At 73.4% G+C, this 14531-nt stretch carries 12 protein-coding genes and 1 tRNA gene; 8 read left to right on the top strand and 5 right to left on the bottom strand.

Features of this window, described 5'->3' with window-relative positions:
• Positions 1–78 precede the first annotated feature (78 nt).
• From JT721_RS03560 to JT721_RS03545, 4 genes are read right to left on the bottom strand one after another with little or no spacing between them, the layout of a single operon-like run.
• Positions 79–2784 (bottom strand): stealth conserved region 3 domain-containing protein, encoded by a 2706-nt coding sequence (locus tag JT721_RS03560; RefSeq protein ID WP_205471518.1) that lies wholly within the window; start codon positions 2782–2784, stop codon positions 79–81.
• Entirely contained in the window at positions 2781–3611 is an 831-nt protein-coding gene (locus tag JT721_RS03555; RefSeq protein WP_205471517.1) for a hypothetical protein, read from the bottom strand. Before JT721_RS03555 ends, JT721_RS03560 begins: the two co-directional genes overlap by 4 nt.
• Before the next feature lie 51 nt (positions 3612–3662).
• Positions 3663–4214 carry a hypothetical protein gene (locus JT721_RS03550; protein WP_205471516.1) on the bottom strand — a complete coding sequence of 184 codons (552 nt, stop codon included), beginning with the start codon at positions 4212–4214 and terminating at the stop codon, positions 3663–3665.
• 4 nt (positions 4215–4218) lie between these two features.
• The gene (locus JT721_RS03545; protein WP_205471515.1) at positions 4219–5325 is read right to left on the bottom strand and encodes an ATP-dependent DNA ligase; all 1107 of its coding nucleotides are present in this window, start codon (positions 5323–5325) and stop codon (positions 4219–4221) included.
• An 81-nt stretch (positions 5326–5406) separates the two neighbouring features.
• Here JT721_RS03545 and JT721_RS03540 point away from each other — a divergent pair, with 81 nt between their 5' ends.
• The 5 genes from JT721_RS03540 (at position 5407) to JT721_RS03520 (ending at position 8883) form a co-directional block, all read left to right on the top strand.
• Positions 5407–5829: an adenylyltransferase/cytidyltransferase family protein gene (locus JT721_RS03540; protein ID WP_205471514.1), complete on the top strand. Its 423-nt coding sequence runs from the start codon at positions 5407–5409 to the stop codon at positions 5827–5829.
• Positions 5826–7403 (top strand): methyltransferase domain-containing protein, encoded by a 1578-nt coding sequence (locus JT721_RS21590; protein WP_307827864.1) that lies wholly within the window; start codon positions 5826–5828, stop codon positions 7401–7403. Before JT721_RS03540 ends, JT721_RS21590 begins: the two co-directional genes overlap by 4 nt.
• A complete protein-coding gene (locus tag JT721_RS03530) occupies positions 7400–7648 on the top strand; it encodes a DUF6752 domain-containing protein (protein ID WP_240340012.1) in 249 nt (82 codons plus the stop codon). The genes JT721_RS21590 and JT721_RS03530 overlap by 4 nt, the downstream gene beginning before the upstream one ends.
• Before the next feature lie 59 nt (positions 7649–7707).
• Positions 7708–7789, top strand: a tRNA-Gln gene (locus tag JT721_RS03525).
• A 56-nt stretch (positions 7790–7845) separates the two neighbouring features.
• Positions 7846–8883: an ABC transporter substrate-binding protein gene (locus JT721_RS03520; protein ID WP_205471513.1), complete on the top strand. Its 1038-nt coding sequence runs from the start codon at positions 7846–7848 to the stop codon at positions 8881–8883.
• A 45-nt stretch (positions 8884–8928) separates the two neighbouring features.
• Here JT721_RS03520 and JT721_RS03515 read toward each other — a convergent pair whose 3' ends face one another.
• On the bottom strand, positions 8929–10071 hold the full coding sequence (locus JT721_RS03515; protein ID WP_205471512.1) for an HNH endonuclease signature motif containing protein: 1143 nt from the start codon (positions 10069–10071) through the stop codon (positions 8929–8931).
• Positions 10072–10807: 736 nt separating this feature from the next.
• Here JT721_RS03515 and glmU point away from each other — a divergent pair.
• From glmU to JT721_RS03500, 3 genes are all read left to right on the top strand, one after another.
• Entirely contained in the window at positions 10808–12307 is a 1500-nt protein-coding gene (gene glmU / locus JT721_RS03510) for a bifunctional UDP-N-acetylglucosamine diphosphorylase/glucosamine-1-phosphate N-acetyltransferase GlmU (RefSeq protein WP_205471511.1), read from the top strand.
• A gap of 40 nt (positions 12308–12347) precedes the next feature.
• Entirely contained in the window at positions 12348–13319 is a 972-nt protein-coding gene (locus JT721_RS03505) for a ribose-phosphate diphosphokinase (RefSeq protein WP_205471682.1), read from the top strand.
• A 137-nt stretch (positions 13320–13456) separates the two neighbouring features.
• A complete protein-coding gene (locus tag JT721_RS03500; protein WP_205471510.1) occupies positions 13457–14464 on the top strand; it encodes a glycosyltransferase in 1008 nt (335 codons plus the stop codon).
• The last annotated feature ends 67 nt before the right edge of the window (positions 14465–14531 follow it).

Raw genomic sequence — 14531 nt, 5'->3', positions numbered from 1 at the left:
CGGTGCACACGGACTCCACCATTGGGTAACAAAACGTCCACAACCTGACCGAGCGTCAAGATCCTGCGCTAGCCGCGCCTACGCCGGATCGCGCTCCCACGGGGCGGCCACCGGCCAGTAGACCTGCATGAACTCCTGCAGGGTCTGGTCGAGGTGGGCGGCGACGATCGCGTGGTCGTGGTGGTCGGCCAGGCAGATGAAGTCCTGCTCGCGCTTGCGCACCGGTCGCAGCTGGAACTCCAGGTCGCTGGAGCTGATGTTCACGAAGACGTGGTCGGCCTCGCCGAGCCACGCCCGCCCGGTCATCAGCGCGTAGTGCTGGGCGAACGAGCTCAGCATGGAGATGTCGGTGCCGGAGCGGAACGGCGAACGGGCGGTGGCCCCGACCACGTCGCCGAACCGCTGCTCGATCTCCTCCAGCACCGAGCGCCGGTGGGGGTACGGCACGTGGGCGAGGTTGTTGGTGGTGACCACCCCGAACGCCTCCTGCAGCAGCCGCCGGTTGTTCCAGGCCGCCTTGAGGAACGGCGGTGCGTCGGGGTTGTCGGTGAGCCCGATGGCGTGCCGGGCGAGGAAGGTCGCCGACAGCCCGGAGGGGGTGAAGAAGGCCTCCGGTCGCAGCGGCCGGCCGAGGAAGAAGTCGTCGTTGAAGTAGATGAAGTGCTCGGCCAGCCCGGGGATCCGGTGCAGCCCCGTCTCGATCGCGTGGGAGTTGAACGTCGGCAGCGCGTCGGCGGGCAGGATCTCGCGGTGGTCGACCACGGTCACGCCGGGATGGTCGGTGTCGAGCCACGGCGGCACCTGGCCGGCGGTGACGAGGTAGACGTGGCGCACCCAGGGTGCGAACAGGTGGACGCTGCGCATCGAGTAGCGCAGCTCGTCGCGGGAGAGGAACCGCGCCTGCCCGCTCGACTCGCGGGTCTGGGCGGTCGAGCGCGCGGCGCCGGTGAGCGCGGCGAGACGGTCCTCGCGGGCGGCGTTCCAGGCGGGGTCGGCGCCGTCGACCCAGGTGTAGACGACGTCGATCGGGAACGAGCACTCGTTGACGGTCGGCTGGGCCATCAGCTCGAGCGTGCGCACGGTCACCCCCTCGACCTCGTGGTCGACGGTCTCGAAGCCGCGGGCGATCCGCTGCACGTAGCGGTTGGGCCGCGGTGCCACCAGCTCGCCGCCGACGCTGCCCTCCCAGAACTCCACCTCGACGAAGCAGCGCGCCCCGATCACGCTCGGGCCGGTCGCGTCGCGCGGCCACGGCTCGATGGCGACCACCGCGGTGCGGCCCCGGGCCAGGTCGGCGCCCAGCTCGGCGAGGGTGCCGCGGCGCTCGTGCCAGCCGTTGGCGGCGGGGTCGCGCAGCGCGAGGTACGACGGCCCCTCGGGCGCGCCGAGCGCGGCGAGGAACCGCTCGCGCGCCTCCATCGGCACCGCCAGGATGTGGGCGCGCCGTTCGTGGGCGGGGATCACCATCCAGTCGTCCGTCGTGCGCCGGGCGCACTCGACGGCCCAGCCCAGCGCGTCGTGGCGGGCCCGGGCCGGGGTGATGCCGGTGATGTCGACGTCGGGGCGCCCGCCCCTGCGCCGCGGAGGCGGCGGGGCGGGGCTGGCCAGCCGGGGTCGGCCACCGCGGCGGGCCCGGGCGTCGGTGAAGATCCGCAGCCAGCGCTCGGCCAGCGCCTGCGCGTCCCACTGGTGGGCGGTGCGCAGCGCGCCGACGCCGAGGCGGTGCCGCAGCTCGTGGTCGGTGGCGACCCGGTGGAGTGCGGCGGCCATGCCCGAGATCGACTCGGGCTGTACCAGCAGCCCGTTCTCCTCGGGCACGACGATCTCCCGCGGGCCGGTGGCGCAGTCGAAGCTCACGCACGGCACCCCGGCGGCCATCGCCTCCTGGAGCACCAGCGGGTAGCCCTCGGATCGCGAGGTCAGCGCGCAGATCGACGCCTTGGCCCACTCCGAGGCCATGTCGGTGGTCGCGCCGGGCAGCTCGACGCGGTCCCACAGGTCGAGCTTGCGGATCAGTCGCACCAGCTCGAGGCGCTGGTGGCCCGAACCGAGGATCCGCAGCCGCCACTCGGGCAGCAGGTCGGCGATCTCGCCGAACGCCTGGACCAGCTTGGGGAACTGCTTCTCGCGCACCAGCCGGCCGGCCGAGACGATCGTCCGCGACTCGAGGGTGGCCCGCGGCGTGAAGCCCTGGGGGAGCGGGTTGGGCACGACCACGATCTCGGGTGCCGTGGCGCCGAGCCGGTCGCGCAGCCAGTCGGCGATCGTCGGCGTCAGCACCGAGACGACGTCGGCACGGGGCGCGAAGGCCAGCAGCGGCTCCATGCCGTCGGTGCGCTGCGAGCTCGACCGGTGCTCCTGGTGCACCACCACGACCCGGGGCGGCAGCAGCTGCACCGCGGCGGCGAGCAGGCCCGGGGTCACCGTCACCAGCACGTCGGCCTCGACCCGGGGCAGCGCGGCCTGGAGGCCGACGTCGGTGAGCGCCGAGAACTGCCGGTCCCAGCGGCTGGGCACCAGCACCGAGTCGCGGCCGAGCAGCCCGGCGGCGTCGGCCGCGGCCGCGCCCGCCACCAGCAGGGCCGGCACCGCCTCGTCGCGGACGTCGACGACGTGCTCGACCCGCACCCGCGGGTCGACGGCGTAGTGGGTGGCGTCGGCGGACCGGACCACGCTGAGGATCGTGACGTCGTGGTCGGGCGCCAGCGCGTTGGCCTGGGTGACCGCCGAGCGCTCGGTGCCGCCCATGGCGTCGATGTCGAAGACCAGGAACGAGATCCTCACGGCTGCTCCTCGGCCGGGTCGATCATCCGGGCCGCCAGCAGCCCGTCGGGCGACCAGCGGAACCGCACCCGCGGCACCTCCGGGTCGTCGCCGAAGAGGGCGGGCAGCAGGGCGGCGTACGCCGGGTCGGTGAAGTCGTTGGCCCGCCGGCGCACCCGCACCCACGCGTCGGGGGTGCCGACGGCGAAGCGCACCACGCCGACCCGGTCGGGCGGCAGGTCGGCGATCGAGACCGCGGCCTCCAGCCCGTCGGCGACGGGGACGAGCGGCAGGGTGAGCAGCACGGCGTCGTCGCCGTCCAGCACGACGAGGGCGGCGTCCTCGGGGCTCGCGGGCGCCGCGACCGTGAACCGGACGTGCGGCTCGTCGTGGACGACCCGGAGCAGCTCGACCGTCGGCGGCAGCGGCTGGCGCCGCACCAGCAGGGTGCCGTCATCGGCGCGGTCGAGGGAGAGCTGGGCTCGGCCGTCGGGGGTCGGCGGGGTGCGGGTCGGGCCCGACTCGGGGAGGCCGGGGCTCCACACCCGCTGGTCGGGCAGCAGCGGCCGGGCGAGCACGACCTCCCAGGTCTGCTCGCCCGACTCCGGCACCGGCAGCCCGGCGAGGTCGGCGCGAATCGAGGTGTAGCCGGGCTGGTCGTCGGGCAGATCGCTGCGCAGCTGCACGACGTCGCCGCCGGGCTCGCGCAGCGACAGCCGGCCGTGGGCGGAGTCGACGGCGAGCCAGAGGGTGTGGCCGTCGAGGATCGCGGCGTACGCCGCCCTTGGTCGGCCGCGCGGCGGACGGGGGGTGCCGTCCGCCGCGGTTCGTCGGGCCCAGCGCTTCACGGCGAGAACCCTAACGACACCCGGGGTCGCGACGGGTCCGCCGGGCCGGGGTCAGACGCCGGTGACGCCCTCGCCGCCGCCGGCCTGCTCGTCGAAGCTCTCGTGCTCGAGCAGGTGGAGCACCGGCACGCCCAGCGCGCGGCGGGCCCGGGAGCTCCAGTCGACGTGGAAGAACTCCGCGACCACGTGGGGCCGGGTGAGGATGATCGCCTCGCGTCCGTCGAGCCGCTGCACCGCCGAGGCCAGCGCCTCGACCGGGTCGCCGACCACGGTCTCGCCCACCGCGGTGACGCCCGCGCTCGTGAGGGCGGCCAGGGTGCGCGACAGCTCCGCGGCGGCGTTGTCGCGGCTCTCCTCGCGCACGGCGTCGAGCTCCTCCTGGGTCACCTGGTTCATCGCCGGGCCGGGCAGCAGCTCGCCGGTCGACAGCGTGCCCATCGCGGCCTCGATGCGGGCGGCGGCGTCCTCGACGGGGAGCAGCACGTGGTAGGTCACGGCCTGGTCGAGCCCTTCGTGCAGCGAGCGCACCTGCCGGGCGTCGAGGTCGCTCAGGGCCTGCTCGACGAGCAGGACGACGGGGTAGGACTCAGCAGGGTCGGCCATGCCCTCAGGCTAGTCCCCCGCCGAGCACCTCGCCGAGGTCGTAGCGCACCGGCTGCTCGAGCTGGTCGTAGCCGCACGACTCGGGGTCGCGGTCGGTGCGCCACCGCTTGAAGTGGGCGGTGTGGCGGAACCGACGGCCCTCCATCGCGTCGTACTTGACCTCCAGCACGAGCTCGGGGCGCAGCGGGGTGAACGAGAGGTCCTTGCCCTGGCTCCAGCGGCTCTGGGTGCCGGGCACCCGGTCGGGGTTGGCGATCGCCCACTCCTGCCACCTGCCCCACGGGTGCTCGGAGATCGGGCAGACCAGCGGCTGGAGCTCCTCGATCAGCTCCGCCCGGCGCGCGGCGGTGAAGCTGGCACTGACGCCGACGTGCTGGAGCTCGCCGTCGGCGTAGAGGCCCAGCAGCAGGCTGCCGAGCAGCGGCCGCTCGGGCGTCGAGGTCTTGTGCTCCCGGTAGCCGGCGACCACGACGTCGGCCGTGCGCTCGTGCTTGATCTTGAGCATGGTGCGGGCGTTCTGCACGTACGCCGCGTCCATCGGCTTGGCGATGACCCCGTCGAGCCCGGCCCCCTCGAACTCCTCGAACCACCGCTCGGCGACGGCCGGGTCGGCCGTGGTGCGGGTCAGGTAGCAGGGTCCGTCGAGGCCCACCAGCGCCGCCTCCAGCGCGGCCCGTCGCTCACGGAACGGCCGGTCGACGTAGGACTCGCCGCCCAGGGCCAGCAGGTCGAAGGCGACGAAGCCGGCGGGCGTCTTCTCGCTCAGCATGGCGATCCGTGACGCGGCCGGGTGGATGCGCTCCTGGAGCGCCTCGAACTGGAGGCGGTCGGTGCCGTCGTCGCCGCGCAGCGCCACGAACACCTCGCCGTCGAGCACGCAACGCTCCGGCAGCTGCTCGCGGGCGGCCTCGACGAGCTCGGGGAAGTAGCGGGTCAGCGGCTTGGTGTTGCGGCTGGTGAGCTCGACCTCGTCGCCGTCGCGGAACAGGATGCAGCGGAACCCGTCCCACTTCGGCTCGAAGCTCAGCTCGCCCACCTTCGCGGGGTCGGGCACGCCCTTGACGGCCTTCGCGAGCATCGGCTGGACGGGCGGCAGCACGGGGAGGTCCACGGGGTCAGCGTAGGCGTGCCGCGACCCCGGGCGTCCATGCGCTAAACTCTAGTAATTCACTTGAAATTAAGGAGTTGTGCGGTGGGCCCGACCATCGGTTACGTGCCGGGAGTGTTCGACCTGTTCCACGTCGGTCACCTCAACGCGCTGCGCCAGGCGCGTGCCCACTGCGACGTGCTCGTGGCCGGGATCGTCTCCGACGAGGTCTGCGAGGAGTTCAAGGGCCTGCGCCCGTTCGTGCCGCTGGCCGAGCGGCTCGAGATCGTCGACGCGCTCGGGCTGGTCGACGCGACCTACGCCGAGCTCACCACCGACAAGCTCGACGCCTGGCGCGAGGTCGGCTTCCACCGCCTCTTCAAGGGCGACGACTGGCGCGGCACACCCAAGGGCGAGGCGCTGGTCGACCGGTTGGCCCCGGTGGGGGTCGAGGTGGTCTGGTTCCCCTACACGGTGCACACCTCCAGCACCGCCCTGCGCCGACTGATCTCCGACCGGGCGTCGTGAGCGTCGCTGCCACGGGCCGCGCCGACGTCACGGACGACGGCGTCTGGCTCGACCGCGCCGAGGACGGCCCGCTCGTGCTGGCGCTCGACGGGCGCTACGTGTGGTCGTTCACGGTCGTCCGCGACGGCCGCGCCCATCGCGGCGGTGTGCTGGTGCCCTGGCCGCCGGTGCTCCGGCGGTTCCTGGTCGGCCGCGTCGTCGTCCGGGTGGGCGACGTCGGGGGATCGCGCGTGCTGCTCGAGGAAGAGGTGGTCCTGGGCGGGCCGACGGACCCCGAGCAGCGGGTGCGGGTCGAGGATGCCCGCGGGCGGCCCCTGGCCGTCGACAAGGTGGGGCACCTGTGCCGGGCCTTCGAGGCCACCGACGAGACGATCCGTGACGAGATCGTCCGCGGCACCCGGCGCGCCCTCGACGATCTGCGGGCGCACGCCGGCGTGGAGGCCTACCTCTGCTACGGCGCCCTCCTCGGCGCCGTGCGCGACGGCGCCATGATCGCCCACGACTCCGACACCGACGTCTGCTACGTCTCCCACGGCGCCTCGCCCGCCGATGTGGTGTTGGAGTCGTACCGGGTGGAGCGGGTGCTGCGCTCGCTCGGCTGGCGGGTGCTGCGGATGTCGGGTGGCGACGTCAAGCTCCTGCTGCCGCTCTCCGACGGGCGGGTCTGCCACGTCGACGTCTTCGTGGCGTTCCGGGTGGGCGAGACCTTCTTCCAGCTCGGCAACCGCAGCGGCCGGCTGCCCGAGTCGGCGGTGCTGCCCACCTCGACGGTGACCCTGCACGGCGTAGAGCTGCCCGCACCGGCCGACCCGGAGGCGATGCTCGCCTTCGTCTACGGGCCGGGTTGGCGGGTGCCCGACCCGGCCTTCCGCTACGCCGACCCGCCCGCCGGCGTACGCCGCCTCGACGGCTGGCTGCGGGGCTTCCGGACGCGGATGCCGGCGTGGACCGAGGTGTGGAGCGGGCCCGAGGGGCGCCGGGTGCCGCGGCGACGGAGCGAGTTCGCCCGGTGGGTGCACCTCCAGCTGCCCCCCGGCGCAGCGGTGGCCGACCTCGGGTGCGGCTCCGGCCGCGACAGCATCTGGTTCGCCGCCCGCGGGCGGCGGGTGCGCGCCGTGGACTTCTCCCGCGCCGGTCGGCGGCTGGTGCGTCGACGTGCGCGGCGGCGCGGTCTCGACGTGACCGTCGAGCTCGTCGCCCTCGACGACTTGCGCGCGGTGCTGTCACTGGGTGCCGAGCTGGCTCGCGACCCGCACCACGTGCACGCCCGGCAGCTGCTCGGGTGCCTCGACCGACCGGCGCGCGACAACCTGTGGCGGCTGTGCCGGATGGCCGGGGGCAGCACCTTCCTCGAGCTCAGCGCCACCGCCCCCGGCGCCGCGGACCCGGGGCCGCCGGGCGGCCTGGTGCGTCGCCTCGACCCGGCGCTCGTCCGCGCCGAGATCACCGCGGCCGGCGGCGTCGTCGAGCACGAGGAGGACGGCCCCGGCACCGACCTGTTCGACCAGCCCGACCCACGCGTCGTCCGGCTCCGCGTGAGCTGGCCCCGCCGTTCCGAGAGGACCACCCGATGAGCACGCTGACCGGTCTGCGGGCCCGCACCCGGATCGCCCACGACCGCTACCAGCGGCTGCGGTCCCGGCCGCTGGGGGTCCGGGCCCGCCTCGCGGCGCTGGAGGACGAGGTGCAGGAGAACCGTCAGCTCCACCGTCGGATCGCCGAGCTCACCGACGTGGTCACCGAGCTGCTGCTGCCCGTCGCCGCCCGCGACGAGGAGAGGGTGGCCGAGCTGCTGGCGTCGTACCGCCGGGGGATCTGAGCCCGGCCTCGACCGGTGCCGGGCACTAGGGTGGCCCTGCGGTCCCCGTGAGGGGTCGATCCCCGGTTGGTCTGCCGGTAGGGCCCGCCTGACTTTGAATCAGGACTAGCGACGTAGGTTCGACTCCTACCCGGGGAGCCAGGTCCGTGGTGTGGACCGGGGATGCGAAGTTAGGTAAACCTAACTAGGTTGCGCGGGTGCTGATCAGACACCCCTTCCGCGCCCTCGCCCCTGCTGTCGCCGCCGTGCTGGCGCTCGGTCTCGCCGCCTGCGGCGACGGTGGGTCGACCGGCGACTCCGCCGCTGCCGACCCCGCCACCCGGGAGGTCGAGGGCGCCTACGGCCCCGTCGAGATCCCCGTCGAGCCGCAGCGGATCGTCGCCGACCTGGTCTCGGTCGACTACCTCACCGCCCTCGGTGTCGACACCTCGTCGGTGGTCGGCGTCTTCGGGGCCGAGTGGTACGCCGCGAGCGGCGACCACTACCTGCAGGAGTTCTTCGACGAGCACGACGTCGTCGACCCCGGCTTCCAGTTCGAGGCCGACGTGGAGAAGGTGGCCGCCGCCGAGCCGGACCTGATCCTGGTGCCCTTCGACCAGATCGACCGCTCCGAGCAGCGCGAGGAGCTGGCGAAGGTCGCGCCGATGCTGGTCGTCCCGACCAGCGAGGGCCGCGACCCCGAGAGCCGCTTCGGCGGCACGGCGTCGTTCCAGGACTGGCGGGGCACGCTGCGGGCCTACGGCGCCCTGCTCGACCGGGAGGACGAGGCCGAGGAGTTCATCGCCGAGACGGACGGGCAGCTCGCGGCTCTCGAGGAGGAGCACGGCGAGCTGATCTCCGAGATCACCGCGACCGAGGCCAAGAGCATGCCCGACCTGGTCGCGATCAACGCGCTGTCGACCGCCCGCACCTCCGGGACGCTCGGCACGATCCTGATGAGCGAGCTCGGCTTCCGCTCGCCGCCCGCGCAGGAGCGGGTGGAGCCCGACGACTACGGCACCATCGAGCTGTCGCCCGAGAACCTGTCGCTGCTCGACGGGGACGTGCTGTTCCTCGAGGTGCGCGAGGGCAGCACCCGCCACGAGGACAACCCGCTGTGGGACCGGCTCTCCGTCGTCCAGGAGGACGCCGTCTTCACGGTCGGCAACCACTGGGAGTTCGGCGGCGCCGTCGCCGCCCGGGAGGTCATCTCCGACCTCGACTCCGCGCTCGACGACCTCGCCGCGCGCGGCTGACCGCCCGCCGTCCTGGCCCTGGGCGGCGGGTGTGGGGCGGGTTGGTCAGGGTTCCCAGGTGCCGGTGGGGTCGCGGCGGGCGGTGAGGCCGTGGGGGCTGGTCCACTCGACTGTTTGTGGGTCGGTGCGGTCGTAGGTCCACAGGGTGTGGGTCTTGAGGCGGTGATGCCGCCGGCAGAGCGGGACGAGGTTGCAGGAGCAGGTGGGTCCGCCGTCGTCGTGGGCGACGGTGTGGTCGGTGTCGCAGCTGGTGGCTGGGCGGGTGCAGTGGGGGAAGGCGCAGGTGTGGAAGATCAGCTCGGCTTGGCGCTTGAGCCGGGCTGGGACCTCGGCGCTGTCGGTCTGGTGGTGGGTGTTGAGGTCGATGACCTGGACGGGCTTGACGGTGGTGGCTTGACCGCACCAGTCGGCGACCTGGTCGAGGGTGACGGGCTCGCGGGTGTTGTCGAGCAGGCCGACGGCTTGGTCGTGGAGGTGGACCACGACGGTGGTGTCGCCCTTGACGAGGTGGCTGAGGGCCTTCGCGCGTCGGAGGTCGAGGGGTTCGTCGGTCTCGATGGTCTTGGCGCCGGCCGCGATCGCGGTCTCGAGCTGGAGGGCGGTGGCGGTGTCGACCTGGGCGTCGACCCAGGCGATGCCGTGACGTCCGTGGGTGATCCGCACGTACCGCTTGGCGAGCGCGGCTTGTCGGTCGCGCTCGGCCCGGTCGGGGTCGAGGCGGAGGATCGCTTCGGTGACGAGGTTCTCGACCTGCCTGGGCCCGAGGCGTGCGGCGCGGGTTTCTAGCTGGGAGTCGACGTGCGCCGCGACCGCGGGCGGCAGTGCGATGGTGTGCTTGGCGACGGTGCGGGCCTTCCAGGCCTGGACCTCGCCGTCCTGGACGCGTGCCCAGAGCCGCTTGAGGCGGTGGCGCAGCTCGAGGGCCTCGGCGAGCAGGAGCCGGGCGGCGTGGGTGGAGGTGCCGAGCGCGAGGCCGAGCTCGGCGATGCAGAACTCGGCTACTTCGGGGATTCCTTCGCCGCCGAGGACGTCGGCGTCCTCCCACCTCTCCATCGCGGGGACGATCGACTCGGCGGGGTGGAGGTCGGCCCACTCGCACGCGAGTCGGAGCTTGTTGGCCTCGGCTCGGTCGGCAGCCTGCTGCTCGCGGCGCAGTGCCGCGATCAGCTGGTCCCGAGTGCCTGTCATACCTCGATCCAAGCACCGACCACCGACAGTGCTCGGCCGTTTTTCGCGTTGTCCACAACGGGATTCGGGTTGTGACCTGATCGTTACCGCGGTCGGGAGGCGCTGGGTTTCGAGGCTCGTCGCTAGCGCCCGGCGCCCCACCGCTGGTTGAGGAAGTCGCGCTAGCGACTGTCTCGAAACCCCCGCCGGCCAAACGCCCACCGTCCCACCGGAGGGCTGTCGCCGTACTGGGGTCTCGACGACGCTCGCTGGCGCTCGCTGCTCGACCACCGGTGGTCGTCCAACGCCCGCGCAGTGCTGGCGGCGCGAGCTTGCGAGTGCCGGGAGTGCGCCGTCCCACCTGGTCGGGAGAGGCTCGGGGTCAAGGCCGCCGAAGGCGCCGCAGGGAAGCCTTGACGTCGAGACCCGACCAGGTAGGCGCGCGGGCGGCCGAGTCAGCCGCAGGAGGTCTCCGAACCCTGGTCGGTCCAGGGAGGGCGTTCGACTTGCCGGGTTTCGAGGCTCGTCGCTAGCGCTCCTCGCACCTCAACCAGCGCCCGTGGTGCGCCGAGCCGGCGTTAATTAACGACGGCTCGGCGAAACCTGAGTCGCCCCGCAGTGGTTGCGGGAGGGTTGTCGTCTCACCGGGTAACGAGTGAAGGACCTCGTCCTTCCTCAACCAGCGGACACCAGCAGGAACAGCTCCCTCGGAGGCAGGTCCTAGAGTGGGGCGGTCGTCGACCGCCGGAGGAACCCGTTGCCTGACAACCTGACCGTCATCGTCCTCGCCGCGGGGGGCGGCACCCGGATGCGGTCGAAGACGATGAAGGTGCTCCACGAGATCGGTGGGCGGAGCATGATCGGGCACGTGCTCACGACCGTGCAGGCGGTGGCGCCGAGCCGGGTGGTGGCGGTCGTGGGGCACCAGCGCGAGCAGGTGGGGCCGCACATCCAGGGACTGCTGCCCGACGTGGTGCTCGCGGTGCAGGAGGAGCAGCGCGGCACCGGGCACGCGGTGCGGGTCGCCGTCGAGGCGGCCGGGGTCGCCGACGGCACGGTCGTCGTCGCGAACGGCGACACCCCGCTGCTGGAGGCCGAGTCGCTGCGCGCGTTCGCCGCCGAGCACGAGGCGGCCCAGCGGGCGGTGAGCATCCTCAGTGGCGTCGTGCCCGACCCGTTCGGCTACGGGCGGATCGTCCGCGACGCCGAGGGCGAGGTCGAGGGCATCGTCGAGGAGAAGGACGCGACTCCCGAGCAGCGCGAGATCGCGGAGGTCAACTCCGGGATCCTGGCCTTCGACGCGGCATTCCTTGCCGAGGCGCTGCCGCGGCTGAGCAACGACAACGCCAAGGGGGAGTACTACCTCACCGACCTCGTCGGGCTGGCCCGCGAGGCCGGGCTCACCGTCGGGGCGTGGGCGATCGACGACGTGGCCCAGACCGCGGGCGCCAACGACCGGGCCCAGCTCGCCGAGCTCGGCCGCGAGCTCAACCAGCGGACCGTGACTAGGTGGATGCGCGAGGGCGTCACGGTGATGGACCCCGCGACCACCTGGATCGACGCCGACGTCGTGCTCGAGCCCGACGTGACGATCCTGCCCGGCACCCAGCTGCTCGGCGCGACCGTCGTGGCCGAGGACGCCGTGATCGGCCCCGACACCACGCTCAAGGACTGCGAGGTCGGGCCCGGGGCCCGTGTCGTCCGCACCCACGGCGAGCTGGCCGTGGTCGGCCCGGAGGCGACCGTCGGTCCGTTCGCCTACCTCCGACCCGGCACGCGGCTCGGCGCCGCGGGCAAGGTCGGCACCTTCGTGGAGACCAAGAACGCCGACATCGGCGAAGGCGCCAAGGTGCCGCACCTGTCCTACGTCGGCGACGCCGAGATCGGCGAGGGCACCAACATCGGCGCCGGCACGATCTTCGCCAACTACGACGGCGTGCGGAAGCACCGCACGGTGGTGGGCCGGCATGCCCGCACCGGCTCCAACAACACCTTCGTCGCGCCCGTCGAGATCGGCGACGGAGCCGGTACGGCGGGCGGCACCGTGGTGCGGCGCGACGTCCCCCCGGGCGCGCTCGCGGTCAGCAGCGGCCCCCAGCGCAACCTCGAGGAGTGGGCCCAGCGGCGGCGTGCGGGCACCGCCCAGGCGGAGGCGGCCGAGGCGGCGTCGGGCGGGCGAACGGCGGGTGAACGTGAGCCGTCTCACCAGGCCGACCCCGGAGTTGGGCAGGCGCCCACAGGTGGAGCAGAATCCTGACTGACACGCCCGGCGAGCCAGGAGCCACACCGTGACCGGAATGAAGCGGGCCACCGAGAAGAACCTGATGGTCTTCAGCGGCCGGGCGCACCCCGTGCTCGCCCAGGAGGTCGCCGACCTGCTCGGCACCGAGCTGGTGCCGCAGTCGGCGTACCAGTTCGCCAACTCCGAGCTCTACGTCCGCTTCGAGGAGTCGGTGCGCGGCTGCGACGCCTTCGTGATCCAGAGCCACACGGCTCCGATCAACGAGTGGATCATGGAGCACCTGATCATGGTCGACGCCCTCAAGCGGGCGAGCGCCAAGCGGATCACGGTGGTCATGCCGTTCTACGGCTACGCCCGCCAGGACAAGAAGCACCGCGGCCGCGAGCCGATCACCGCGCGCCTGGTCGCCGACCTGTTCAAGACCGCGGGCGCCGACCGGCTGATCACCGTCGACCTCCACGCCGACCAGGTGCAGGGCTTCTTCGACGGCCCGGTCGACCACCTGATGGCGCTCCCGATCCTGGCCGACCACGTCAAGGAGCGCTACGGCGACCAGCCGCTCGCGGTCGTCTCGCCCGACGCGGGCCGGATCAAGGTGGCCGAGCGCTGGTCGGCCCGGCTCGGTGGTGCGCCGCTGGCCTTCATCCACAAGTCCCGCCGCACCGACCGCCCCAACGAGACCGTCGCCAACCGGGTCGTCGGCGAGGTCGCCGGGCGGATGTGCGTGCTGGTCGATGACATGATCGACACCGGCGGCACCATCGTGAAGGCCGCCGAGGCGCTGATGGAGGACGGCGCCGCGGGCGTCGTCATCGCCGCGACCCACGCGATCCTCTCCGACCCCGCGGTCGACCGCCTCAAGAACTCGTCGGCGGCGGAGGTCATCGTCACCAACACGCTGCCGCTCTCGCCGGACCGCGAGTTCGACAAGCTCACCTGCCTCTCGATCGCGCCGCTGGTCGCCCGCGCGATCCGCGAGGTCTTCGAGGACGGCTCGGTCACCTCGATGTTCGACGGTCACGCCTGACGCCCGTCGCGCCCGGCGAACGGCGGGTGACCTGCGGGTTACCGCGACTTGGGTAATTGCCCCCACGCCCGCCGGCGGGGCCGCCCGGCCGGGCTCTGATGGAGCCTCCGGACCAGGCTGACCCCGAGAGGCGACCCATGAGCAGCGACCAGCTGGCGCGACCGTCCACCAGGTCGGAGGCGCCGGCCCGCAGCGTCGGGGCGCCGCGCACCGCCGGTCCGGTCCTGCTGGTCAGCAGCTCCGGCGGGCACTTCACCGAGCTCGAGGCGATCGCCGAGCGGCGCGGCTACGACGACGTGCACTGGGTGGTGCCGCAGACCCGCCAGACCGAGGCCCGCCTGACCGGGGTGCCGGCCGTCTCCTGGGTGCCGCCGGTGAGCAGCCGCGACCTGCGCAACGCGATGCGCAACCTGCGCCCCGCGCTGCGGCTCCACCGCGAGCTGCGGCCCAGCCTGGTCGTCACCGCCGGCGCCGCGCAGGCGCTGCCCCACCTGGTCGCGGCGGCGCTCCACCGCACCCCGGTGCACTACGTCGAGTCGGTGGCCCGCCTCGACGCCCCGTCGGTCATGGGCCGGGTCGCGGCCCGGCTGCCGCGCACCCGCACCTTCGCCCCGGTCACCGGCTGGGGCCGGCGCTGGGAGCAGGAGCCCGACGTGTTCGCGTCGTACGACGTGACGCCGGGCGAGCCGGTCGAGCTGCGCAGCGCCGTGGTGGCGCTGGGCAGCGAGAAGTTCCCGTTCCCTCGGGCGGTCCGGATGGTGCAGGACTCCGTGCTCCGCGGGGCCGACATCACCTGGCAGATCGGCAGCACCCACCCCAGCGACGGCGTCTCGCGCAACCGCTGGCTCAAGCCCGACGAGCTCTCGCTGGCGATGTCGCTGGCCTCGGTCGTCATCACCCACGGCGGGGCCGGCTCGGTGCTGACCGCGCTGGCCGCCGGCAAGGTGCCGGTGGTGCTGCCCCGCACCGCCGACTTCGGCGAGCACTGCGACGACCACCAGGTGCGGATGTGCGAGATGCTCGCCGAGCGCGGCCTGGCCGTGCTGGTCCGCCCCGGCGAGCGGCTCGAGGCGAGCCACCTCGCCGAGGCGGCCGCGCGGGTGGTGACCCGTCCGGCACCGGTGCCGTCCCTGGACCGGTCGTGACCGGCCGCGACTCCTCCTGGGGAATGGCCGCCGAGCAGCGCCCCCGCCGTCCCGGCCGCTGACCCCG

This window comes from Nocardioides sp. SYSU D00038, from assembly GCF_016924665.1.
In the GTDB taxonomy this organism is placed as follows: Bacteria; Actinomycetota; Actinomycetes; order Propionibacteriales; family Nocardioidaceae; genus Nocardioides.
Note: the sequence above shows the minus strand (reverse complement) of the source record. Positions and strands in the feature narration are given on the sequence as shown.

Bases quoted from the DNA above. Each gene is read 5' to 3' on its own strand.
- JT721_RS03550 (WP_205471516.1), bottom strand. From the start codon at position 4,214: ATGGCCGACCCTGCTGAGTCCTACCCCGTCGTCCTGCTCGTCGAGCAG.
- JT721_RS03530 (WP_240340012.1), top strand. From the start codon at position 7,400: ATGAGCACGCTGACCGGTCTGCGGGCCCGCACCCGGATCGCCCACGAC.
- JT721_RS03515 (WP_205471512.1), bottom strand. From the start codon at position 10,071: ATGACAGGCACTCGGGACCAGCTGATCGCGGCACTGCGCCGCGAGCAG.
- JT721_RS03505 (WP_205471682.1), top strand. From the start codon at position 12,348: ATGAAGCGGGCCACCGAGAAGAACCTGATGGTCTTCAGCGGCCGGGCG.
- JT721_RS03500 (WP_205471510.1), top strand. From the start codon at position 13,457: ATGAGCAGCGACCAGCTGGCGCGACCGTCCACCAGGTCGGAGGCGCCG.